This is a genomic window from Bartonella tribocorum (assembly GCF_002778015.1).
Taxonomy (GTDB): domain Bacteria; phylum Pseudomonadota; class Alphaproteobacteria; order Rhizobiales; family Rhizobiaceae; genus Bartonella; species Bartonella tribocorum_B.
The window spans coordinates 1-23,305 of sequence record NZ_NJPP01000014.1 but is presented as its reverse complement, the minus strand read 5'-3'; the positions used below and the strand labels follow the sequence as shown (position 1 = coordinate 23,305).

Genomic DNA, 23,305 nt, shown 5'->3' with positions numbered 1-23,305 from the left:
CTGTTCTTTAACGTGCTGATGCAGTGTAGACGAATGGTATTACTAATTTGTTTACAGAAGTTATTTTATGAGTGATTTAAATTAAATCATAGGGGGAAGTTTTTATCTTATAGGAAAGAGGTATTGCAATAGTCGTGAAAGAACTTAAAATTGATAAAAAAATTTCTGCATGGAAAACGATAATGGGACAAATACTCATAATAAACTCTATACCTCATATTACACATAATGATATACTCCATATTATGCATAATGAAAAGGGCAAGAATTGGAATGAAGGTAGGCAGGGTGCGGTTATAATCCCTAAAGCTAGAGCAAAACCCCAAAAACCTAAATTATATCGCGTTCTTTTACTTAATGATGATTACACACCTATGGATTTTGTTGTTTTCGTTTTGCAGAACTTTTTTAAAAAAAGTTTCGAAGAGGCCACGCAGATTATGTTAAATGTTCATCATAATGGGGTAGGTGAATGTGGAACTTATACTTATGAAGTTGCTGAAATGAAAATGATACAAGTGAGGAAGTGTGCACGTCAAAATGAACATCCGTTACAATGTGTAATGGAATGGAAGTGAGGAATTATGCCATCTTTTACACCGAGTCTTGAAGAGGTTTTACATCGTGCATTAACAATTGCGACTCAAGCGCGGCATGAATATGCAACATTAGAGCATCTTCTTCTTGCTCTGTTAGATGATGCCGATGCAAGCTCCGTTATTCAGGCATGCCAAGTAGATGTGGAGGAATTGCGTGAGCGCTTAACTAATTATCTTCGCTCAGAGTTAGATGAACAGATTAGAGCTGATGAGGATACAAAGCCTACAGCTTTTTTCCAGCGTGTTATCCAACGTGCGGTGATTCATGCTCAATCTGCTGGAAAAGATGAAGTATCAGGGGCAAATGTTCTTGTTGCAATTTTTTCTGAACGTGAAAGTCATGCAGCCTACTTTCTTCAAGAGATGGGTATGACACGCTATGATGCTGTACGTTTTATTTCACATGGTATTACGCGTGATGATGGATTATCCATGTTACTGGAAGGTCTTGAAGAGCAATTAGATCAGCAGATTTCCGACAATGGTGAAAGGGTAACAAGTGCTTTAACGAGTTATTGTGTTGATCTCAATTGTAAAGCACGGAATGGGAAAATTGATTTATTAATTGGCCGTGAAAAAGAAATTTCACGCATGATTCAGATTTTATGCCGACGATCAAAAAATAATCCGCTTTTGGTTGGTGATCCTGGAGTAGGAAAAACCGCTATCATTGAGGGATTAGCAAAACGTATTGTTGATGGGCAAGTGCCTGAAGTTTTATCAAATGCAACGATATTTTCTCTTGATATGGGGGGACTTGTGGCTGGTACCCGTTATCGCGGTGATTTTGAAGAACGATTAAAGCAAGTTATTAAAGAGTTTGAGCTGTATCCAGATGCTATTTTATTTATTGATGAAATTCATACCCTAATTGGAGCAGGGGCAACATTAGGGGGAAATATGGATGCTGCAAATCTTTTAAAACCTGCGTTATCTTCTGGAGCTATGCGATGTATTGGGTCGACGACTTACAGAGAATATCGAAAATTCTTTGAACAAGACCGTGCTTTAGAGCGCCGTTTTCAGAAGATTGATATTAATGAACCTTCTGTTCTTGATGCGATTAAGATTTTGCAGGGGATGAAGCCTTACTTTGAAGATTTTCATCAGATCAAATATACAGATCAGGCAATGAAGGCATCCGTAGAATTATCTTCACGCTATATGGTTGATCGTAGGTTACCTGACAAAGCAATTGATATTATTGATGAAAGTGGCGCAGCGCAAAAGCTTTTGCCACAAAAACAGCGCAAAAAGACTATAGGTGTTAAAGAAATTGAAGCAACGGTTGCTACAATTGCAAGGATTCCACCCAAAACAGTTTCGCGGAATGATCAGAAGATATTGAGTAAGCTTGAGAGAGAACTCAAGCACGTTGTTTATGGACAAGATCAGGCAATTTCTGTCTTAGTTTCATCCATAAAATTGGCGCGAGCAGGTTTACGAGAACCCGATAAACCAATAGGAAATTATTTATTTTCAGGACCAACAGGAGTTGGAAAAACTGAAGTTGCAAAACAGCTTGCATCATCTTTAGGCATTGAACTATTACGTTTTGATATGTCAGAATATATGGAGCGCCATACGGTAGCGCGCTTAATCGGTGCTCCTCCAGGCTACATAGGGTTTGATCAAGGAGGCCTCCTTACAGATGCAGTAGATCAGAAGCCGCATGCAGTTCTATTGCTTGATGAGATTGAGAAAGCTCATCCAGAGTTATTTAATATTTTATTGCAGGTCATGGATTATGGTCGATTAACAGACCATAACGGCAAGAAAATTGATTTCCGCAATATTATTTTGATTATGACAACCAATGTTGGGGCTTCAGATATGGCAAAATCAGCTATTGGATTTGGAAAAGTCCAGCGTGATGGTGAGGATATAGAAGCAATCAATCGGTTATTTACACCAGAATTTCGTAATCGGTTAGATGCAATTATTCCGTTTGCGCCTTTATCTCATTTCACCATCAATCAAATAGTGCAAAAATTTATTTTTCAGCTTGAAGCACAATTAGCTGATCGGGGGATTTGTTTTGAATTAAGCCCTTCTGCAACTTTATGGCTTTCCAATAAAGGATATGATTCTCAGATGGGTGCACGGCCATTGGCGCGTGTTATACAAGAATATATTAAAAAGCCATTAGCGGATGAAATTTTATTTGGAAAGTTACGCAATGGTGGTACCGTTCGCGTATTGACACAAAAGTCAAATGGCGAAAAAGAGAGATTACAGTTGAAAATTTTCTCTTCCGACGTATCTGTTGACTCAAAGAAAAGTAAAACGAAAAATTTTATAAAAAAACGCGAAAGAAAAAAAAGCACAACGTCTTAAAAGCATGCCACACAGAAGACATGCTACAAGGCAGCACGGATTTTTTTTGCATTTTCTTCAAGTATTTCTGTAGGAGTTATTACATCATTGTGAGGGGTAAGTTCTATTCCTTCCATACGTGGTATAATATGGAAATGGAGATGATAAACGGTTTGTTGACTAGCGGCTTCATTAAATTGCATGATCGTTATGCCATCTGCTTGAAAGGCTTTTTTGACGGCAGTGGCGATTTTTTGAACAGCTTTAATAACAGGAAATAATGTTTCGGTATTGGCATCAAGTAAGTTTCTGGAGCCTTTTTTAGGAATGACCAGCGTATGGCCTGGTGCTTGTGGCATGATATCCATGAATCCAATGACATCATCATCTTCGTAAACCCGAACAGAAGGGATTTCATTACGAATCAGTTTAGCAAAAATATTGTTATCGTCATAAGCTTGTTTCATACAAATATTTCCTTTTATTACAAGTTTAGAATTCTAATTTTAAAACGGAAAAATACAAGGTTTATCAGAGTGTAAGACAAAAAATATTTTGACTTCAGTTATCTTTAAGAAACGCACTGTTTTTAATGAAGATTTAGATTTCTATGATAGCTTCAACTTCTACAGAAACATCCATAGGAAGAGAGGCAACACCAATAGCAGAACGGGCGTGCTCCCCAATTTCACCAAGAATATTGACGAATAAATCAGAAGCTCCATTGGCGACAAAAGGAATATCGGTAAAATGAGGATCGACAGCCACAAAAACAGTAATTTTTACCACGCGTTTTATTCTATTTAGATCACCCAAAGTTGCTTTGAGTTGGGCAAGAATATTGAGAGCACAAGCTTCCGATGCTTTTTGGGCTTGTTTAGCGTTCACAGCTGCACCGACTTTACCGATGGCTATTGGTTTCCCATTGATAAGAGGGAGCTGTCCAGAAATAAAGAGTTGATTGCCACTTTGTGAAGTGCTGATGTAATTGGCAAGGGGTTGCGTTGCTGCAGGAAGAGTGATACCAAACTTTTCTAAGTTTTTTTCAATCATATTAGTCATAATTTAAACTCCATAGCTGTTCTATATATTCATTGCATAACCTATTTTTTAATTTAAGGAAATGTGTGGTTAATGAAGAAATTAGCCTTTTTTGCCTTGTTTTATGATGTTATGCAACGGGGATAAAGTTTGGAAGTTGGGAATGATTAGAGCGTTATTTATAATAATTTTATATATTGTTTTTTTCTGTACGGCGAAAGCTGAAGAGTCTATTTTTATTGCGCCTCATCGAGCAATTTATGATTTTCATCTCGATAGCGTTTCGCATGAAATGACAATTTCTGGGATATCAGGGCGAATGGTTTACGAGCTTACTGGTTCGGTATGCCAAGGCTATAGCACGCGTTTGCGTTTCATTAACCGTCTTCATGTTGAAGATATGCCGGTACGTTTCAAGGATCAACAGACGATGACTTATGAAACAGGAGATAGCCGTACATTTCGTTTTAATGTTACAGATTTAGAGGGAGAAGAGGTTACGCATCATGCGGAGGGAGTTGCAGAACGAACGAGAGATGGTATTACAGTTACCTTAAAAAAGCCAAAGGAAAAAGAGTATAAGCTCGTAATGGCTGAATTTCCAATGATGCAACTAAAGAATATTATCCGCCATGCAAAAGCGGGGGATCATTTTTATAATGTTACTGTATTTGACGGAAAAAATAAAACAGATAAAGTTATAAAAGAAAGTATCGTCATAGGGGAAAAGAAAGCGCTTTTATCCGATAGCGAGGCGGAAAAAGTGAGAAAATTGGATGAAGAAGGATATTGGCCTGTTACGATCTCTTATTTTGATGATGGTGAAAATAAAGATGGTTTGCCGGTTTATCAGAACAGTTTTCTTTTACATGAGAATGGTGTCATGCGTGATTTTCGTATAGATTATGGAACTTTTTCAATGCGTGCGAAATTGAGTAGTCTTGAATTCTTAGAACTTGGAAAAGATGAAGATCTTAATCAATGTGAAAGTGCAAATATTAAATGATTGAAGAAAATAACTTGAAAAAGAATTAAATATTAGTATGTTTGCGCTATTCCACACGCGGAGTTTGGGTGCTTATAGATGATCTCGTGTTAAAAGTTTAGCAAGCATCCGCCGGTAGTAGGTTTTCCTGCTTTTTCCGCGGAGGTTAAACCGGAAAGGATAAGATTTATGGCACTACCTGATTTTACTATGCACCAGCTTTTAGAGGCAGGTGTACATTTTGGTCACCAGACTCATCGCTGGAATCCCAAAATGACTCCCTATATTTATGGTCAGCGTAATAATATTCATATTATTGATCTCGCTCAGACCGTTCCACTTTTACATCAAGCGCTTAAACTTGTTTCAGATACTGTTGCGCGTGGTGGCCGTATTCTCTTTGTTGGCACGAAACGGCAAGCATCTGAAATTATCGCTGATGCAGCGAATCGTTCCGCCCAGTATTATGTTAATGCGCGTTGGCTTGGCGGTATGCTGACGAACTGGAAAACAATTTCCAATTCGATACATCGTTTGCGAAAACTTGATAAAATTCTCGCTGCTGAAGCGCAAGGCTTTACCAAAAAGGAACGTTTAAATCTTGAACGTGATCGTGAAAAGCTTAATCGTGCGCTTGGTGGTATTAAAGATATGGGCTCTGTTCCGGATCTTATCTTTGTTATCGATACCAATAAAGAAAATATTGCACTCCAAGAAGCAAAACGTTTGGGTATTCCAGTGATTGCTATTATTGATACCAATTGTGATCCTGATGATGTAACACATCCAATACCAGGAAATGATGATGCTTCACGTGCAATTTCTCTTTATTGCGATCTTTTTGCGCGTGCTGCCCTTGATGGGATTGCTCGTCAGCAAGGTGCAATGGGTATTGATTTAGGAGCTCAAGTTGATGTGCCTGTGGAACCTGTTTTAGAAGAAGTGGAACCTGTTTTGGAAGAAAGTGCGGTTTTGGCAGTTTCTGAGTAATGTAAAACGTCTAATTAAGGTATTTTTATTATCTAAAGGAAATGTTACAAGCGTGCGGAGATTTGCACGCTTCCACTGTTATAGAATAACGAGGAAAATATGAGTGTTACTGCTGCACAAGTAAAAGAACTTAGAGAATTATCTGGCGCCGGTATGATGGACTGTAAAACTGCTTTAGCAGAAACCAATGGTGATATGGAAGCTGCTGTTGATTGGCTTCGTAAAAAAGGGATAGCTAAAGCAGATAAAAAGGCTGGTCGTACAGCAGCTGAGGGATTAATCGGTGTCGTGTTAAGAGATTTACATGCTGTTTTGGTTGAGATTAATTCAGAAACAGATTTCGTTGCACGCAATGATGGATTCCAAGACATTGTGCGCAATGTAGCCGCTGCTGCCTTGGATACGCCAGGTGATGTTGAGTCTGTTTCTGCTTCTCTTTATCCGGGTTCTGAGAAGACCGTAGAGCTTACAATTAAAGATGCAATTGGTACAATTGGCGAAAATATGACGTTTCGTCGTTCCGCTAAATTGTCTGTTGAGAATGGTGTTGTTGCGACTTATATACACAATAGTGTGGCTGATGGGCTTGGGAAACTTGGTGTTTTGGTTGCAATTGAAACAACGGGAAATAAAGAAGCTGCTCTTGCTTTTGGTCGTCAGGTCGCGATGCATATTGCGGCAACCAATCCATTAGCGCTTACAGCACAAGATGTTGATTCTGGTGCTGTTGAACGTGAAAAAGCAATTTTTTCAGATCAAGCGCGTCAGTCTGGGAAACCTGAGAATATCATTGAAAAAATGGTGGAAGGACGTATGCGTAAGTTTTTTGAAGAGGTTGTTTTGCTTTCTCAAGCTTTTGTTATGAATCCTGATATAACTGTTGAAACTGCTTTAAAGGACGCTGAGAAATCAATTGGTGCTCCAGCAAAAATTACAGGCTTTGTTCGTTTTGCACTCGGTGAAGGTGTAGAAAAAGAGGAGTCTGATTTTGCTGCAGAGGTTGCGGCTGCTGCAAAAGGCTAGTTATTGCAAACTTTTGATCAGAGATTTAGAATCATATTGCTCGTTTTAGAATCTCTGATGGAAACAAGGTAATTTTTGTGAGGGCGTCACGTGAAAAAAAGTGGTGCCCTTCGTGGTGTCAAAAGCAAAAAGTAAATGTGCTTTTGGGGAGATTGTGAATGGCATTAGCACTTCCGTATAAACGTATCCTTTTAAAAGCTTCTGGTGAAGCTCTTATGGGGGGGCAGAGCTTTGGTATTGATGTTTCTGTTGTCGACCGTATTGCTGATGATATTGCAGAAGTGCGCGCGATGGGGATAGAAGTCGCAGTTGTTATCGGTGGGGGAAATATTTTTCGTGGCGTTGCTGTTGCTTCGCATGGTGGTGACCGTGTGACAGGTGATCATATGGGAATGCTTGCAACGGCTATTAATTCTTTGGCATTGCGAACATCATTGACAAAACTAGGGGTTGAAACTGTTGTACTCTCTGCGATTGCTATGCCACAAATTTGTGAAAGTTTTTCGCAACGTAAAGCAATAGCTTATATGAATCAGGGAAAAGTTGTTATTTTTGCGGGTGGTACAGGAAATCCCTTTTTTACCACTGATTCTGCTGCGACTTTACGTGCAGCAGAAATTGGTGCAGATGTCCTTCTTAAAGGAACACAAGTTGATGGTATTTATTCAGCAGATCCAAAGATAGACCCTACAGCTAAGCGTTTTGACCAATTAACACATGTTGAAATTTTGCAATGGGGATTATCGGTTATGGATTCAACGGCGGTCACTTTAGCCCGTGAGAACAATGTACCAATTATTGTGTATTCTATTCATGAAAAAGGTGGTTTAGCTAAAGTCTTGAATGGAACAGGGCGCTTTACAATGGTATCGGAATAAGGATAAGCTTCAAAGAACAATTGAAGGAGACAAAAATATGAATGTTGCATCAATTATGGATGATCTGAAACGACGCATGGATGGTGCTATTACGGCTTTTAAACATGAATTAGGTGGCTTGCGGACGGGACGGGCATCAGCGAGTTTATTAGAGCCGTTGACCGTTGAATCTTATGGTTCTGTTGTACACATTAATCAGGTTGCGAATATTTCTGTTCCCGAACCTCGGATGCTTTCCGTTTCTGTATGGGATAAAACGATGGTAGGAGCTGTCGAGCGTGCTATTCGCGATTCTGGTCTTGGTTTGAACCCCATAACTGATGGTACGAATTTACGTATTCCTTTGCCTGAGTTGAATGAAGAGCGCCGTAAAGAACTTGTAAAAATTGCGCATCACTATGCAGAGCAAGCGCGTGTTGCTACACGTCATGTTCGTCGTGATGGTATGGATAATTTGAAAAAATTAGAAAAAGATGGTGAAATTGGCAAAGATGAAGCCCATGGTTTATCCGAGAAAGTTCAAAAACTCACAGATGAAACTATTGCTGATATCGATAAAATTTTAGCCGTGAAAGAATCTGAAATTATGCACGTTTAAGACGATTTTTTCGCTAGAAAAGATATTCTATTCCCAGCGTGTAAATTATTTTTATTGGATAAGAGCATAGATGTGCACTGTGATAGCAAGGTGTGATACAGAGAGCTGTTTTATTGTTTAATCATTTCGATAGGGGAAAGATTGATTTGAAAGAGTTGATGCTTTTATTCTTTAATCTGTGAGTGCGTTCTGTTCTTTACTGGAGGACACTATTACAGCATAATGAGATTTTTTTGTTTAGCATGTTTTTGTCAAACTGTATGATGAGAAATATTATGAGGGTTTCTCAAATATTCTAAGATGGAGTTTTGGGAAATAATATAGTGCAACAAATAATACTTTGCTCTTATCGTTCATTAAAAACATGTGCGTAGGGTAAAGAAAGCTGATGTTATGGGGCGTAGACAGCCGCTTTTTCATTTTATGTTTTAGAAAATATTTGAAAACTTATTTTAGGATTAACCCTGATAAGGAAGATTTTTGAAGCTGTTTTCATTGATTATTCGTCTTATAAGCGCTATCTTGGTAAACTAGATCAATTGTGGTAAATTATTAAGAGAGATTTGTACAAGTATGAAATGAAAATACTCGAGAGGGCCGTTTTTGTTGCATCAATTTTAGAGCTTGTGTTTGCTATTCTTATTGGTTGGATGTTGTTTTGTCTAATTTGGTTTATCGTGTTCTAACAGCTTTTGTATTTGGCGTTATTGCTTTGTATCTAACATGGTTGGGAGGGGTCTCCTTTTTTCTGTTTGCGTGGTGTATTGGCGGTTTTATTCTTTATGAGTGGATACGTATTACTCAAGAGAAGTGGTGTGTTTTACAAAAGATATTAGTAAGCATTTTTTATTTGTTTTTTGGCTTTCTTTTAGTGTTGAATGTATCTGCTTCATTGGTTTTTTGTGTTTTAATCGTGTTGGCTGCGGTTTTGGCTATTATATCTATAAAAAACAGTGGTTGGGTTTTTTGTGGTTTTTTATATGCATCTTTTCCTGTGGCGGCTTTATGCTTTTTACGGGATCATGAGATGTTGGGGTTCCAAGTTGTTATTTTCTTATTTTCGGTAGTATGGGGAACCGATATCGGTGGATATTTTATCGGACGTGCATTGGGGGGGCCTAAATTAGCGCCACGATTTTCTCCCAATAAAACATGGTCAGGAGCACTTGGTGGTACATGTGTCGGCGTTTTCGCAGGTATATGGGTTTCTGTTGGATTTTTTGATATAAATTTAGCAAGTTTTTTTGTGCTAATCCTTCCAGTTGTTTTGTCAATTATTTCACAATTGAGTGATTTAGGACAATCATGGCTTAAAAGACGCTTTTCTGTTAAAGATTCCGGTTCTTTATTGCCTGGACATGGTGGTTTTATGGATCGTATGGATGGATTGGTAGGGGCGGCTTGTCTCCTTTATTTAATTGGTTCATTGATGTCTGATATGGATGCACCTTTTAATCTTTTTAGTATGATTTAATGGGGAGAAGATATTTTGGGACTTTTAAATTATATGGTCACTATGGGTGATTTTCTTTTAAGAAGTTTGGGTATCCTTTTCATCGTTATGATTATCATTTTTGTGCACGAATTTGGGCATTATCTTATTGGTCGGTGGTGTGGTATTAAGGCGTCAGTTTTTTCACTTGGATTTGGACCACAAATAGCCAGTTACACAGATAAGCATGGCACGAAGTGGCGTTTAGCATTTATCCCCTTAGGAGGTTATGTGAAGTTCGTTGGGGATGAGGAAAACAACGATACGCTATCATCTCCATCATCTCCGATTGTTGATGGTTCATTTGTCAGTGCGCATGCTTGGAAAAAAGCCGCAACTGTTTTTGCGGGTCCCTTTTTCAATGCTCTTTTTACTGTTATTACTCTAACATTTTTTTTCTTTACTTATGGTCGTGTTGCCATTGAACCTGTTGTGGGTTTTTTGGTAAAAGAGAGCCCTGCTATTCAGTCCGGTTTGGAATTAGGAGACCGTTTTGTTGAAATGGATGGTCGACAGGTTAAAAGTTTTGAAGATTTGATGAATTATGTTGCTTTTTATGGAAGAGAACCGATAGAGTTTAAAATAGAACGTATGGGGCAGGCATTTACAACAGTCATTACCCCAAAAGTTGTTGAGCGAGATGATGGGTTTGGGAATAAAACACAAAGTCCTATGATTGGTGTAGGTGTTCCTGTTGATGTAAATAATCCGGCGCGTTTAGACCCAGCTTATATAAAACATATTCGCTATGGTTTTCTAGCAGCTATAAGAGAAGCGTTAAACCGTACCGTGTTTATTAGCACTCAAACTATTCTTTTTATGAGTCGTTTAATCGTAGGAAAAGAAGATCGTTGTCGGCTAAGTGGGCCTTCTAAGACCGTTAAAGTTGCTTGGAAAGTGAGCGAGACAGGTTTTATCTCTTTGTTGAATTTGGCTGCTTTTCTTTCAATAAGCGTTGGGCTTATTAACCTTTTTCCGATTCCACCGCTTGATGGTGGGCATCTTTTATTTCATGTCATTGAGGTCATTACTGGGAGGAAAACATCCGCTAAAACTCAGGGAATTGTTTTTCGTTTAGGTTTTTCCCTTGTTCTTCTTTTTATGCTTTTTGTCTTCTTTAATGATTATTTTTGTTGGTTTAGCTAATTAAATTATAGAAAATGCTTTGTAAATTAGGTAATAGTAGCAAAAATGACTTGAAGGTTGTTTACCATGTCTGCAAAATATTGTGGCGTTGTACATTATAATGAGTAATTAAGGGATGAAAAAGTCTCGCTGTAAAAAGGTTGTTATGGCAGTTAGCTTTTTAAGGCATCGTGTCCAAAGAACAAGAGTAAGGTAAAAAAGCCAATGACTACGAATTCAAAGTTTTTAAATGCAGCATCTGTATTAGTGTTAAGGATGGGGATGATTGCCCCAGCAACGGTTTTTATGTCAATTGCTGCTGTTGGAGAAATACAAGCATCTGTAGTCCGTTCTATTGAGGTTCGTGGGAATAAGTTTGTAAGTTCTCAGGCGATTCGGGATAATATAGGTATAAAGGCTGGACAAGGGGTTTCCAGTGGTGATGTTGACCATGCTGTGAAGAATCTTTTTGAATTAGGTTTATTTTATGATGTTAAAATAAATCAAGTAGGTGATAAATTGGTTGTATTCGTAAAAGAATACGAGGTTGTTAATCAAATATTATTTCAGGGAAATAAATCTTTTAAGGATCCAGATCTCAAGCGATTTATTTCATTAAAACCAAATGGACCTTTTAATTCTGCTAAGCTTTCTGCTGATATAAATACAATTCGTGAAGCTTATAAAACGCTTGGTCGTAATAATATCACTATTAACACTCAAACAATTAACCTTGGAAAAGGGCGTGTTAATGTGGTGTTTAATGTTGTTGAAGGACAAAAAACAAAGATTGGGGCTATTACTTTTAGGGGAAATAGTGTCTTTGCAAGCCGCCGATTGCGTGATGTGATTTCAACCAAATCTTCAGGAATTTTTTCGAAGTTGTTGGGAGGCGATGTTTACAGTGAAGAGCGCCTTGCTGCCGATGAAGAAGCTTTACGTCGCTTTTATTATAATCGTGGTTATGCAGATTTTCGTGTTGTCTCTTCTAAAGCAACTTTTGATGCAGCAAGCAATACGTATAAAATTTCTTTCGTTCTTGATGAAGGAGCGCGCTATAAAATTAGTGATATTCAGGTTGAAAGTGATGTTGATGGAATTGATGTTCAATCTGTGAAAAGGATGCTTAAGACTCAGCCAGGTAGTATTTATAGTGCAGAAGATATTGAACAATCTGTTGCAACTATTAATAACAAGGTTGCTGATTCGGGATATGCTTTTGCTAAAGTTGAACCACGGGGAAACCGTGATTTAGCAAGTCATACGATTTCAATTTTATATAATATTGAACAAGGTACACGGGCTTATATTCAGCGCATTGATATACGTGGTAATGAAAAAACGCGTGATTACGTCATTCGTCGTGAGATTGATTTAAACGAAGGAGATGCTTACAATCAAACTTTATTACAGCGGGCAAAACGTCGTTTAGAAAGTTTAGGTTTTTTCAAAGCCGTTAATATTTCAATGGTTCCCACCGAGCAATCCGATCAGGTTGTTTTAGTGATAGATGTCGTTGAAGCTTCAACAGGAGATCTTTCCCTTTCTGGAGGATATACAACGGGGGGAACAAGCCCTGGTATGTCACTTGAAGTTTCTGTTACTGAACGTAATCTTGGGGGACGCGGTCAGTACGTTCGTTTAGGATTAGGAGCGGGGCAAGAAAAATCCCGTAATTATAATTTATCATTTGTTGATCCTTATTTCTTAGGGTACCGCTTATCGGCTGGTGTCGATGTTTTTCGCAGCACTTACCGTGCTGATAAAGCGTACGATGTACGACAGACAGGGGGATCACTACGGTTTTCTCTCCCTATTAATAATAAATTATCTGCGAATGTCGCTTATTCTTATGTACAGGAAGAATACGATTTTGGCGGGGAGTATGATTTCGACAAAGAGAGTGATATAATAGAATTATATGGGAAATATTCTGGTGCGATTGTTCAAGCAGCTAAGCAAAGTCCTTGGAAACGTTCATCGATTAGTTATGGTTTAACCTATAATACGATTGATGATATGAGAAATCCCCATGATGGATGGTATGTGAATCTCCTTCAGGAATATGCAGGACTTGGTGGGAGTGCAAAGTTCTTGAAGACCACGGGGAAGGCGATGATGTACAAGACTATTTCTGATCAGAAGGATATTGTTGGTTTGCTTTCCTTTGGTGGTGGTTATATCCATGAAGTAGGCAAAGAGGGTGTTCGTATTTTCGATATGTTTAAAGCAAATACCGATATGATCCGAGGGTTCAAATACAACGGAATAGGTCCACGTCAGGTTTCCAGTAAAGGTGAAGTTTACTTCTTAGGGGGGACGACTTATATGAATGCGACTGCTGAAGTACAGTTTCCTATTCCTGTTGTGCCGGAAGGATTTGGATTGCGCGGTGCTGTATTTGCGGATATTGCTACGCTTTATGGCAATAATTATAAAGCTGTTTTTAAGGGTGAACCGCCTGTTACCAATATTAAAAGTGCTTGGCGCTCATCTGCAGGTGTGAGTTTGATGTGGGATTCTCCGTTTGGTCCTTTGCGTTTTGATTATGCTTGGCCAATAAAAAAGCAGGAGGGGGATCGTTTGCAGCAATTGAACTTTGGTATTTCTACGAAGTTCTGATCTGAGTGGTTTTTAAGAAGGACAAACCTGAAGAGAATAGCTTAAGCTGGGAGAGAAAGTGTTTTGATGGCGGATACATTTTTTTTTACGCCGTCCCAGCAATTAACAGTTGCAAATGTTGCTGAGTTGACGGGTGCAAAGCTTCTTAATCCAGAGTTTTCTCATAAAGTTATCAATACTCTTTCTTCTCTTGAGAGTGCTGTAGAAGGATCTCTTGTTTTTGTGGAGCATCGGAAATTTTCTGATGCTCTACGGGACAGTTCTGCTGTTGCTGTTTTTTGTACGAATGATATTGTTTTTAAAGTTCCTGACACGATGGCAATTTTGGTGACGTCCACACCGCAGCGTGATTTTGCTCAGATTGGTCGTATTTTGTTTCCTGATTCTGTCAAGCCAATGCCTTGGTTTGGACAGAAGGAGATTTCACCGCATGCGCATATTCATCCAACGGCTAAATTTGCCCATGATGTGTGTATTGAAGCGGGAGCTGTTATTGGTAGAAATGTTGAGATTGGAGCAGGAACACTTATTTCATCCACAGCTGTTATCGGTGAGAATTGTCGTATTGGACGTGATTGCTATATTGCTCCTAGAGTAACCGTTCAGTGTTCTCTAATAGGTGATAGGGTTCAGCTTTATCCTGGTGTTTGCATTGGGCAAGATGGTTTTGGTTATGTTGTGGGTATTTCTGGAATCGAGAAAATTCCACAACTTGGTCGCGTTATTATTGAGGATGATGTGGAAATCGGTGCCAATACCACGATTGATCGAGGAACATTTCAAGATACAGTTATTGGAGAAGGAAGCAAAATTGATAATCTTGTACAAATTGCCCACAATGTCAAAGTTGGTCGTTATTGCCTTATTGCCGCCCACTGTGGAATTGCGGGAAGTACATCTATAGGGGATATGTCTCAGCTTGGTGGGGGGGTTGGAGTAGCAGACCATATCGTAATAGGTAAATGTGTTCAAATTGCTGGTCGTAGTGGTGTTATGAATGACATTCCCGATGGTGAAAAATGGGGAGGGAGTCCAGCGCGACCATTAAAACAATGGTTTCGTGAAGTAGCGACGTTGCGCAGTATGGGAAAAGTTAAAAAGGAGAAAAGCTGATATGATCAGCACTGAAGGAATTAAAGATTTAGAGACCGTTGATATTGAAAAACTGCTATCAATATTACCGCACCGTTATCCATTTTTATTGATCGATCGTATCGTTGATATTGATGGTGAACAAGAAGCGATTGGTATTAAAAATATAACGATTAACGAGCCACATTTTACGGGACATTTTCCCGCAAAGCCGGTTATGCCTGGAGTTTTGATTTTAGAAGCTATGGCACAAACGGCAGGAGCAATAGCACTTTTAAATTTAGGTAATAAGCAAACAAATTTAGTTTACCTTATGACGGTTGATAAAGCGAAATTTCGTAAGCCGGTTATGCCTGGTGATCAGCTTAAAATTCATGTTCAGCTTTTGAAAAAGAGATCTGGTATGAGGCGTTTTTTGTGTGTTGCAAAAGTAGAAGATGTCCGCGTGGCTGAAGCAGAAATTGCTGCGATGATTGTTGAAGAAGAATAAACGATATTTGATGGGAATTTAAAAATGTCCGGTACGAAAATCCATCCAACTGCTCTTGTGGAGAAGGGGGCGCAGCTTGGTGAGAATGTACACGTTGGGCCATTTTGCCATATTAGTTCAGAGGCTGTTATTGGTGATGAATGTAGTTTGACAAGTCATGTTGTGGTAATGGGAAAGACAACGTTAGGAGCCAAGAGTAAAGTATTTTCTCATGCAGTTTTGGGGGCCGATCCGCAAAATAATAAACATAAAGGGGGGGCTACGACTCTTTCTATTGGTAAGAATTGTACAATTCGTGAAGGCGTAACAATGCATAGAGGCTCTGATTCGAGTGGAGGAATGACAGTTATTGGTGATAATTGCCAATTTTTTTGTTATGCGCATATCGCTCATGATTGTTATGTAGGCAATCACGTAACATTTGCTAATAATGCAATGATTGCTGGTCATGTTACTGTTGGTGATTATGTGATTATCGGTGGTGGTGCTGCTGTTCACCAATTTGTTCGTATTGGGCATCATGCATTTATAGGTGGTGTCTCTGCACTGGTCGGTGATCTCATTCCTTATGGAACAGCTGTTGGTGTGCAGGCAAAACTTGCTGGTCTCAATATTATTGGCATGAAGCGTGCAGGGTTGGAGCGTAAAGATATTCACGCACTCCGTCATGCGGTTGCCATGCTTTTTGATCATAAAAAGCCATTTAAAGAGCGTGTTGGTGATGTTGTTTCTTTCTATTCTTCTTTTCGGTCTGTTGCTGAAGTTGTTAATTTTATAAAAGAGGAAGGAAAGCGTTTTTATTGTACACCAAAATATGAAGGTGATAGAATAAAAGAACATAAGGATTAAAAATGCCTATTTGGGGTGCCAGAAATTTTCTTTCCGGCCGTACTGCTATTATAGCAGGAAATGGTGTTCTACCGATTACTGTTGCGCAGGCTCTTGAGAAGAATGGAGAGAATCCTTTTCTTGTGCTTTTGCATGGTGAGGCAGATTCTTTTCTTTATCGCTATGAGCATTGCGAGTTATCAATTGTAGAGTTAGCGCGACTCATTAAAATCTTAAAAGAGGCTGGCGTTTATAATGTTGTTTTGGCAGGTGGTGTGAAAAAGCGACCACTTCTTACACAATTGCGACTGGACTGGATCACATTTTTAGCTCTTCCTAAATTGATTGGAGCCTTAAGAAGGGGGGATGATGCGTTATTAAAAGCTTTTATACGGGTCATTGAAGCACACGGTTTTTGTGTTATCGGTGCTCATGAAATAGTCCCAGATCTTTTAGCGCCCATAGAATTTAATTTAACAGTACGGCGTGCTACGTCAAAAGAGAAGAAAGATATTTTTTTAGCAGCACAAGCAGCAAAGCTTTTAGGTCAATTGGATATCGGTCAAGCTGTTGTCGTTGTTCAAGGAAGGGTGGTTGCTCTGGAGGGAGCTGAGGGAACTGATAATATGTTGTGGCGTGTTTGTGAAATGCGAGAAAGAGGGCAAATCCCCCCTAAAGGTGGTGTTCTTGTTAAATGTGCAAAGCCACAGCAGGATAATCGCGTTGATTTGCCATCAATTGGGCCTGCGACAATAGTGAATATTGCAAAGAGTGGTTTATCTGGTATTGCGGTTGAGGCAAATAGAAGTCTAATATTATCGGTGAAAACAACAATAGAAAAAGCCAATAAATATTCTCTATTTATAGAAACATTTGAAAAATTTGGTCATGAATGATTGTTTCTTAAAGATTGCTGTGGTTGCAGGTGAGGAATCTGGTGATTTGCTTGGAGCAGATTTAATTTCTTGTTTATCACAACAAATAGAATGCAACATTCATTTGATGGGGGTTGGGGGGAGGCATTTAAAAGCTTTAGGTTTAAAAAGCTTTTTTGATTCTCGTGATATTGCTTTAATAGGTTTAAAGGAGGTATTGAAAAAATTACCGTTGTTGTTGCTCCATATTCGCAATTTATCCAAATTTATCGCACAAGAACAACCTGATTGTTTAATTATTATTGATAGTCCTGATTTTACGCATCGTGTTGCAAAAAAGGTACGCGCTTTAGCGCCTTCTATTCCGATTATTAAATATATTGCGCCAACCGTTTGGGCATGGAGACCAGAGCGTGCAAAAGCTATGCGCGGGTTTGTTGATCATGTTTTAGCGGTTTTTCCTTTTGAAGAAAAGGTTATGCAGGATTTGGGAGGTCCTTCTACCACCTATGTTGGACATCGCCTTTTGACATATTCTCCTCTTTTGAGAGTTCAATCAGAAAAAAAGCGCCAAGTAGAACAAAGACATTTATATGATCAACAAACCTCATCGCCTACATTGGTTATTTTGCCGGGATCACGCAATTCAGAGCTTCGTTCTTTAATGCCTATTTTTCGAGAAACCGTAGAGATTCTTGTACAGCGTATCCCTCATTTACAGATTATTTTACCAACTTTACCCCATTTGGTGAATAGAATCAGTGATTTTGTACAAGGTTGGAAAAGCAAAGTAGAAATTGTTGTTGGGGAAGATGAAAAATGGCGTGCTTTTTCACAAGCAGATGTTGCTCTTGCATCCCATGGGACGGTTTCACTTGAATTAGCTTTAGCAAAAATTCCTATGGCTCTTTGCTATAAACTTGATCTTTTTTCTAAATTATTTATTTTCCCTAAAATGATGTTATGGAGCGCTGCTCTTCCAAATATTATTGCTGATAAGCCTATTGTTCCAGAATATTTGAATGAATTGATACGTCCTGGCATGTTAGCAAGACAGATAGAACAACTTTTATCTAATCCTTTATTACGCCAGGCTCAACTTGATGCTTTTGAGGGGGTGGAACAGAAAATGAAAACTGAAGTCCCCTCCGGAGTTGTCGGTGCGCAAAAAATTATTACTCTTTTAAAAAGTAGGGGTAAAATTGTATAAATAAAGCAATATTTTGATGACTAATGTTTAATTTTAGCAAGAAAATCACGGGCACGTTGGCTTTTAGGGTTGGTGAAAAATTTATCAGAGGCGGTATCTTCAACGATTTTTCCATTTTCCAGAAAAAGTATTCTTTCTGATACTTTCCGTGCGAAGCCCATTTCATGGGTAACACAAAGCATTGTAATCCCTGTATTAGCCAATTGCGCCATCACTTCCAAAACTTCTCCCACACTTTCTGGATCAAGAGCAGAAGTTGGTTCATCAAAAAGCATGACTTCAGGTTCCATACAAAGCGCACGGGCAATCGCAACACGCTGTTGTTGCCCACCAGAAAGTTGTAAAGGATATTTTTCACAGTGTTTTTCAATACCGACATGCGTTAAGTAACGAATTGCTCGCTCCTGTGCTTGTTGTTTGGAAAGCCCTTGAACTGTCATAGGGGCTAAAATACAATTTTGTATAACGCTCATGTGGGGAAATAAATTAAAGTTTTGAAAAACCATTCCTATCTTTCGCAGAATATTTTTTTGCTGTTGTATAGGAGCGGTATGGATATCAACGTTATGAATACAGATTGAACCTTTTTGTGCTTGTTCTAATTGGTTAATACAACGAATTAACGTTGATTTTCCAGATCCGGATGGCCCACAAATAACGATATGTTCACCAGCTTGAACATCAAAATTGATATCATGTAAGACCTGAAAGTTTCCATACCATTTATTGAGATCTCGAATGGAGATCACAGGGCTTTTACTGGAAGAGGTCGATTGATTATTTTCCAAATTCATCTTGTTTTATTCTTTCATTGATGAATAAATTGATTAATGCAACATGTTGGTTTGGTAAAGTTTTTTATGATCATTTTATTTTACCGTAAATATCGTGTGAGGTGATTTTCGATAAAAACGATAAAACGATGAATGATTTCAACAATAAAAAGATAGATAAGAGCGGCCCAAACATAAACTTGAAAATCGAATGTACGTGAATACGTGAGTTTGGCAACCCCCATTAAATCATAAACAGTAACAAGAGAGGCAATGGCACTGGATTTAATCATTAAAATCAACTCATTTCCTAGGGGGCGTAATGCTACAATCATTGCTTGTGGAAGAATAACTCTAAAAAATGTGACAGAATTGCTCAGTCCTAAAGCTTGTGATGCTTCACGTTGTTCAGTTGTTACGGATAGAAAACTTCCTTTAAAGATCTCAGATTGATAAGCAGCAGAATTGAGTGTGAAAATAAAAAGACAACAATACCACGCGTTTTGAAAAAACCACCATAGACCAATCTGTTGCCAAAAACTGTTCATTGAAGCAAGCCCATAATAAAAAAGAAAGAGTTGGGCTAACAAAGGAGATCCGCGAAAAAAATAGACATAAGCATTTGAAAGATATTGTAAAAATGTATTTTTTGACAAACGTGCAAAAGCAATAACCATACCAAGGAAAAAACCAAGAGAACAAGAAATAGAAACAAGCTCAACAGTAACAATAAAACCATCAATAAATTTGGGTCCATAACGGCTTAAAAGATCAGGATTAAAAAGGAAATAAAGCCACTCAGGAATCATTGACTTAGAACCTTTTTATAGCCTATTTGAGTGTAAGTTTCCAAATGGCGTAAGATTGCAGAAAAAAACGCTGAAAATAATAAATAAAGTAAACATGCGACAAGGTAAAATAGCATAGGTTTATTGGTCGCAGCGACAGCTAAATTCGTTTGCCGCATGAGGTCAACAAGCGCAATGGTTGAAACGAGAGATGTATCTTTCAGTAAAGTAAGCCAATTATTGGAAAGTCCTGGTAAGGCATTTCGGATGAGCTGAGGGAAGACAATACGAAAGAATGTGGTTGACTGTGAAAGGCCTAAGGCTTTTGCTGCCTCATATTGACCTTTATCAAAAATGTTGAATGCTCCAAGCCAAACTTCACAAGAAAAAGCGGCAAGAACCATACTCAGTGCAAGAACACCCGCCACAAAGGCATTGATAGTGAACATGACTTCAAGATTAAAATAGTCAAAGGCATTTTGAATAAGACTTTGTAACCCGTAGTACACTAAAAACAAAGTTAAAAGCTCTGGTAGCCCACGAAACACCATTGAAAAGAGACGTGCTATAGCTTTAGCCATCTTAATATTGGATCGAATCATCACTGCATTGAGAAGTCCTAGAGGAAGTCCCAGAAGTCCGCAACATAACGCCAATGATAATGTCATTCCTGCACTAGAAAGTATAACCGCTCCCCACCCACCATTGCTAAATGATAGCAATGCTAAATTTTCAATCATTCTTGTATTCCTCATGAAAGAGTTAGATCATGTTTTTAGAAATAAACAGTGGATCTTATTAAATATCACAATGATATTTAAAAAACATCATTCGTAAAATATTTTCTCATAATTTTCTCATAAGTTCCATCCAAACGAATTTCTTTTATAGCTTCATTGAATTTATTTTTTAGATCATTATTCTTTTGACGCAACGCAATTGCAACAGGAAACTTTGTTTCTTCCAGAGTTCCCAGGAGAAGGCAGCAATCTTTTCCTTCATTTTTCAGCCAATTTAATGCTTGTAATTTATCAACAATAATCGCATCAAGTCGATAATTTAAAAGATCACGATTCACTTCTATTGTGGAAGGGTAGAGTTTGATTTTTACTTCTTCAGAGGCATAATGATCTTCTGCATAAACAGCTTGTGTTGTATTTGATTGCACACCAAGATTTCTGCCTCTAAGGTTTTGTGTTGAGATTTCTTTAATTCCCGAAGCTTTGGTAACAATGACAGCCAGTGCTGTTTCGTAGTAAGGATCTGTGAAATCAATTTTTTTTGAACGCTCTTGTGTATGAGAGAGAGAAGCAACGATTGCATCATATTTTTTTGCAATAAGCCCAGGAATCATTCCCTCGAAATCTTGCGTGACAACCGTACACTCAACATTCATTTTTTTACAAAGTGCATAAGATATATCAACATCAAATCCCTGTAGTTTGTTATTTGAATCAATGTAACTAAAGGGAGGATAAGTGCCTTCACTCGCGATTTTTAATGTTTTTGCGTCAGCCAATTGGATAAATAGTGCGGCGCTTATTATAAGAGCTCCTGTTAATAGTTTCATGATATTCTCCTATTGAATAAGCAGGCAAATATGAAATCGTCACGTTTTTATAATCTGTAAGCTTTTCTGGAGCAATGCAAAAATTTATCGGTATTTATTTTAGATTATTATGCTGCACATTATTATCAAAAAAATATCTTTTTTATGATCTCAAGAAGAAGAAATATCTTACTGCTGTACGACACTTAATTTTCATGAAATGATAGGTTGGCATCATTTCACGAGTAGAAACTGAGGGCTTTTCTTTAAAAATAAGGCTATTCAATATGAATATAACAAATTAGATTGAGATAAGATAGAAAACTTCCTTGTTGCCATTAGATTCTATAAACATTTAACTATCGAGAAACAATGAAAAAATAATCTTTTGATAAATATAATTTTTTTATAAAAACACTGAATTTCTAACACTTTTTTCATGTTCAACAAAAAGCTAAACGGCATTTCTTAAAAAGAGTCGATTTTAATTGATCGTGATATTTAATAGATATCGAATGTAAAATATTTTTTCATAATTTTATCATAGGTCCCATCTGCGCGTATCTCTTCTATTGCTTTATTAAAACTATTTTTAAGATCATGATTATTTTTACGCAGTGCAATTGCAACAGGAAATTTTATTTCTTCTAAAGTTCCTAGAAGCTTACAGCAGTCTTTTCCTTTATTTTCAAGCCAATCTACTGCCTTTAATTTATCAAAGATGATGATATCAAGCCGATGGCTTAAAAGGTCACGATTCACTTCTATTGCTGTAGGATAAAGTTTGATATTTACGCCTTCAGAAGCATAATGATCTTCTGCATATGCAGCTTGTGTTGTATTTGATTGTACACCAAGGTTTTTATCTCTAAAGGCTTGTGCTGAAATTTCTTTAATGCCTGAGTTCTTGGTAACAATGACAGCAAGTACTGTGTTGTAATAAGGATCTGTAAAATCAATTTTTTGTAAACGCTCTTTTGTAGGAGAAAGGGAAGAAACAATAGCATCATATTTTTTGGCTAAAAGGCCGGGGATCATCCCTTCGAAGTCTTGCGTGACAATGGTACATTCAACATTCATTTTTTTACAAAGTGCGTAAGATATATCAATATCAAATCCTTGAAGTTCGTTATTTGAATCAATATAACTAAACGGAGGGTAGGAAGCATCACTTGCTATTTTCAGCGTTTGAGAATTGGCTGATAATGTAAACAACGTTGCGCTTATTATAAGAGCTCTTGCTAATAACTTCATTATGTTCTCCTATTCAATAAGCAGGCAAAGATAAAACCACGAGGCATTTTTATAATCTGTAAGCTCTTTTGGAGCAATGTAAAAAATTTATCTGCCTCCATTTTATTATCATTACGCTGGATATTACAATTAAAAAAAGATCTATGCGTATTAAATATGGGAAGAAAAATACAGGAAAAAAGGAAAGCTCTTGTTAATGAAGGGATGAATTTTAATAGTTTTATTTAAAATCAATTAATGATCTTTAAAAGAAAAACTATTCATTCAAATATAAAGGAAGTCTCAGTTCTTAATAGGATAAAATGTAAAATATTCTCATCTGTTGTATGAACTGCCTCGATATTAAAGAATACAAAATAAATTTATCTTGGACGAAGTACTTTTTGACAATAAGGAAGGATCATACGGCAAAGCAACATTGAAAGATGGATCAGTCTATAAGGCATTTAATTGGGAATTTAAGCCTGTCTATGATCAAAAATCTGTAAAACGGTATCAATGGAATAATTGGTCCCATATGACAGAGGAGACTGTCACGCAGACGTTTTCGCATAAATCGGCGGCTCAGGGGATGATACAATCTCACGGTAATCTGATCATTAACGCTGATAATATTGAGAATAACTATAGCATTATAAAAGCAGGAGAAAATGCGGATATCCATGCGAATGTGTTGACCAATGTAGGGGCAACAGCCTATAAAAACACTTATCTTGGTTGTCAGGCAAATACAGATAGTTATTGTTATGCCCAAATACAGATAGTTATTGTTATGCC

At 37.8% G+C, this 23,305-nt stretch carries 22 protein-coding genes and 1 pseudogene; 16 read left to right on the top strand and 7 right to left on the bottom strand.

Annotated features, from left to right (window positions below; translation table 11 throughout):
- Positions 1-182: 182 nt before the first annotated feature.
- On the top strand, positions 183-578 hold the full coding sequence (clpS, locus tag CEV08_RS05045) for an ATP-dependent Clp protease adapter ClpS (protein WP_100130650.1): 396 nt from the start codon (positions 183-185) through the stop codon (positions 576-578).
- Positions 579-584: 6 nt separating this feature from the next.
- On the top strand, positions 585-2,936 hold the full coding sequence (gene clpA, locus CEV08_RS05040; RefSeq protein ID WP_100130636.1) for an ATP-dependent Clp protease ATP-binding subunit ClpA: 2,352 nt from the start codon (positions 585-587) through the stop codon (positions 2,934-2,936).
- A gap of 23 nt (positions 2,937-2,959) precedes the next feature.
- On the opposite strand, the gene CEV08_RS05035 is transcribed toward clpA, so the two are convergent.
- On the bottom strand, positions 2,960-3,382 hold the full coding sequence (locus CEV08_RS05035; RefSeq protein ID WP_100130635.1) for an HIT family protein: 423 nt from the start codon (positions 3,380-3,382) through the stop codon (positions 2,960-2,962).
- A 133-nt stretch (positions 3,383-3,515) separates the two neighbouring features.
- Positions 3,516-3,977 (bottom strand): RidA family protein, encoded by a 462-nt coding sequence (locus CEV08_RS05030; RefSeq protein WP_100130634.1) that lies wholly within the window; start codon positions 3,975-3,977, stop codon positions 3,516-3,518.
- A gap of 142 nt (positions 3,978-4,119) precedes the next feature.
- Here CEV08_RS05030 and CEV08_RS05025 point away from each other — a divergent pair, with 142 nt between their 5' ends.
- From CEV08_RS05025 to lpxB, 13 genes are all read left to right on the top strand, one after another.
- A complete protein-coding gene (locus tag CEV08_RS05025; protein ID WP_100130633.1) occupies positions 4,120-4,962 on the top strand; it encodes an EipB family protein in 843 nt (280 codons plus the stop codon).
- 168 nt (positions 4,963-5,130) lie between these two features.
- Positions 5,131-5,931, top strand: coding sequence for a 30S ribosomal protein S2 (gene rpsB / locus CEV08_RS05020; protein WP_100130632.1), 801 nt, complete (start codon positions 5,131-5,133; stop codon positions 5,929-5,931).
- Positions 5,932-6,030: 99 nt separating this feature from the next.
- Positions 6,031-6,954 carry a translation elongation factor Ts gene (gene tsf / locus CEV08_RS05015; protein WP_100130631.1) on the top strand — a complete coding sequence of 308 codons (924 nt, stop codon included), beginning with the start codon at positions 6,031-6,033 and terminating at the stop codon, positions 6,952-6,954.
- A gap of 158 nt (positions 6,955-7,112) precedes the next feature.
- Positions 7,113-7,832, top strand: a complete 720-nt coding sequence (pyrH, locus tag CEV08_RS05010; protein WP_100130630.1) for a UMP kinase — start codon at positions 7,113-7,115, stop codon at positions 7,830-7,832.
- A gap of 37 nt (positions 7,833-7,869) precedes the next feature.
- Entirely contained in the window at positions 7,870-8,430 is a 561-nt protein-coding gene (frr, locus tag CEV08_RS05005) for a ribosome recycling factor (RefSeq protein ID WP_100130629.1), read from the top strand.
- 658 nt (positions 8,431-9,088) lie between these two features.
- Positions 9,089-9,904, top strand: a complete 816-nt coding sequence (locus CEV08_RS05000) for a phosphatidate cytidylyltransferase (protein ID WP_100130649.1) — start codon at positions 9,089-9,091, stop codon at positions 9,902-9,904.
- A 15-nt stretch (positions 9,905-9,919) separates the two neighbouring features.
- The gene (gene rseP, locus CEV08_RS04995; protein WP_100130628.1) at positions 9,920-11,068 is read left to right on the top strand and encodes an RIP metalloprotease RseP; all 1,149 of its coding nucleotides are present in this window, start codon (positions 9,920-9,922) and stop codon (positions 11,066-11,068) included.
- Positions 11,069-11,272: 204 nt separating this feature from the next.
- The gene (gene bamA / locus CEV08_RS04990) at positions 11,273-13,669 is read left to right on the top strand and encodes an outer membrane protein assembly factor BamA (protein WP_100130627.1); all 2,397 of its coding nucleotides are present in this window, start codon (positions 11,273-11,275) and stop codon (positions 13,667-13,669) included.
- A 66-nt stretch (positions 13,670-13,735) separates the two neighbouring features.
- On the top strand, positions 13,736-14,782 hold the full coding sequence (gene lpxD, locus CEV08_RS04985; protein ID WP_100130626.1) for a UDP-3-O-(3-hydroxymyristoyl)glucosamine N-acyltransferase: 1,047 nt from the start codon (positions 13,736-13,738) through the stop codon (positions 14,780-14,782).
- 1 nt (position 14,783) lies between these two features.
- Positions 14,784-15,251: a 3-hydroxyacyl-ACP dehydratase FabZ gene (gene fabZ / locus CEV08_RS04980; protein WP_100130625.1), complete on the top strand. Its 468-nt coding sequence runs from the start codon at positions 14,784-14,786 to the stop codon at positions 15,249-15,251.
- Positions 15,252-15,275: 24 nt separating this feature from the next.
- Complete coding sequence (gene lpxA / locus CEV08_RS04975; RefSeq protein WP_100130624.1) at positions 15,276-16,100, top strand: acyl-ACP--UDP-N-acetylglucosamine O-acyltransferase; 825 nt, start codon at positions 15,276-15,278, stop codon at positions 16,098-16,100.
- Positions 16,101-16,102: 2 nt separating this feature from the next.
- Positions 16,103-16,975, top strand: coding sequence for an LpxI family protein (locus CEV08_RS04970; RefSeq protein ID WP_100130623.1), 873 nt, complete (start codon positions 16,103-16,105; stop codon positions 16,973-16,975).
- Positions 16,968-18,164, top strand: a complete 1,197-nt coding sequence (lpxB, locus tag CEV08_RS04965) for a lipid-A-disaccharide synthase (protein ID WP_100130622.1) — start codon at positions 16,968-16,970, stop codon at positions 18,162-18,164. The genes CEV08_RS04970 and lpxB overlap by 8 nt, the downstream gene beginning before the upstream one ends.
- Positions 18,165-18,184: 20 nt before the next feature.
- Here the strand turns inward: lpxB and CEV08_RS04960 are convergent, their stop codons facing one another.
- The 5 genes from CEV08_RS04960 to CEV08_RS04940 form a co-directional block, all read right to left on the bottom strand.
- Positions 18,185-18,958 carry an amino acid ABC transporter ATP-binding protein gene (locus tag CEV08_RS04960; RefSeq protein ID WP_100130621.1) on the bottom strand — a complete coding sequence of 258 codons (774 nt, stop codon included), beginning with the start codon at positions 18,956-18,958 and terminating at the stop codon, positions 18,185-18,187.
- 80 nt (positions 18,959-19,038) lie between these two features.
- On the bottom strand, positions 19,039-19,746 hold the full coding sequence (locus CEV08_RS04955; RefSeq protein WP_100130620.1) for an ABC transporter permease: 708 nt from the start codon (positions 19,744-19,746) through the stop codon (positions 19,039-19,041).
- Positions 19,743-20,465: an ABC transporter permease gene (locus tag CEV08_RS04950; RefSeq protein ID WP_100130619.1), complete on the bottom strand. Its 723-nt coding sequence runs from the start codon at positions 20,463-20,465 to the stop codon at positions 19,743-19,745. The genes CEV08_RS04955 and CEV08_RS04950 overlap by 4 nt, the downstream gene beginning before the upstream one ends.
- A gap of 77 nt (positions 20,466-20,542) precedes the next feature.
- Entirely contained in the window at positions 20,543-21,295 is a 753-nt protein-coding gene (locus tag CEV08_RS04945) for a transporter substrate-binding domain-containing protein (protein WP_100130618.1), read from the bottom strand.
- A 480-nt stretch (positions 21,296-21,775) separates the two neighbouring features.
- Positions 21,776-22,528 (bottom strand): transporter substrate-binding domain-containing protein, encoded by a 753-nt coding sequence (locus tag CEV08_RS04940; RefSeq protein WP_100130617.1) that lies wholly within the window; start codon positions 22,526-22,528, stop codon positions 21,776-21,778.
- Between the two features lie 358 nt (positions 22,529-22,886).
- Between CEV08_RS04940 and CEV08_RS04935 the strand changes: the two are divergent.
- Positions 22,887-23,305: pseudogene (locus tag CEV08_RS04935) on the top strand (hypothetical protein); the annotation flags it as partial.

Bases quoted from the DNA above. Each gene is read 5' to 3' on its own strand.
- frr (WP_100130629.1), top strand. From the start codon at position 7,870: ATGAATGTTGCATCAATTATGGATGATCTGAAACGACGCATGGATGGT.
- CEV08_RS05035 (WP_100130635.1), bottom strand. From the start codon at position 3,382: ATGAAACAAGCTTATGACGATAACAATATTTTTGCTAAACTGATTCGT.
- lpxB (WP_100130622.1), top strand. From the start codon at position 16,968: ATGAATGATTGTTTCTTAAAGATTGCTGTGGTTGCAGGTGAGGAATCT.
- CEV08_RS04960 (WP_100130621.1), bottom strand. From the start codon at position 18,958: ATGAATTTGGAAAATAATCAATCGACCTCTTCCAGTAAAAGCCCTGTG.
- clpS (WP_100130650.1), top strand. From the start codon at position 183: ATGGGACAAATACTCATAATAAACTCTATACCTCATATTACACATAAT.
- CEV08_RS04950 (WP_100130619.1), bottom strand. From the start codon at position 20,465: ATGATTGAAAATTTAGCATTGCTATCATTTAGCAATGGTGGGTGGGGA.
- lpxD (WP_100130626.1), top strand. From the start codon at position 13,736: ATGGCGGATACATTTTTTTTTACGCCGTCCCAGCAATTAACAGTTGCA.
- pyrH (WP_100130630.1), top strand. From the start codon at position 7,113: ATGGCATTAGCACTTCCGTATAAACGTATCCTTTTAAAAGCTTCTGGT.
- CEV08_RS04955 (WP_100130620.1), bottom strand. From the start codon at position 19,746: ATGATTCCTGAGTGGCTTTATTTCCTTTTTAATCCTGATCTTTTAAGC.
- CEV08_RS04940 (WP_100130617.1), bottom strand. From the start codon at position 22,528: ATGAAGTTATTAGCAAGAGCTCTTATAATAAGCGCAACGTTGTTTACA.
- CEV08_RS05030 (WP_100130634.1), bottom strand. From the start codon at position 3,977: ATGACTAATATGATTGAAAAAAACTTAGAAAAGTTTGGTATCACTCTT.
- CEV08_RS05025 (WP_100130633.1), top strand. From the start codon at position 4,120: ATGATTAGAGCGTTATTTATAATAATTTTATATATTGTTTTTTTCTGT.
- rpsB (WP_100130632.1), top strand. From the start codon at position 5,131: ATGGCACTACCTGATTTTACTATGCACCAGCTTTTAGAGGCAGGTGTA.
- CEV08_RS04970 (WP_100130623.1), top strand. From the start codon at position 16,103: ATGCCTATTTGGGGTGCCAGAAATTTTCTTTCCGGCCGTACTGCTATT.
- tsf (WP_100130631.1), top strand. From the start codon at position 6,031: ATGAGTGTTACTGCTGCACAAGTAAAAGAACTTAGAGAATTATCTGGC.
- CEV08_RS04945 (WP_100130618.1), bottom strand. From the start codon at position 21,295: ATGAAACTATTAACAGGAGCTCTTATAATAAGCGCCGCACTATTTATC.
- clpA (WP_100130636.1), top strand. From the start codon at position 585: ATGCCATCTTTTACACCGAGTCTTGAAGAGGTTTTACATCGTGCATTA.
- fabZ (WP_100130625.1), top strand. From the start codon at position 14,784: ATGATCAGCACTGAAGGAATTAAAGATTTAGAGACCGTTGATATTGAA.
- lpxA (WP_100130624.1), top strand. From the start codon at position 15,276: ATGTCCGGTACGAAAATCCATCCAACTGCTCTTGTGGAGAAGGGGGCG.
- bamA (WP_100130627.1), top strand. From the start codon at position 11,273: ATGACTACGAATTCAAAGTTTTTAAATGCAGCATCTGTATTAGTGTTA.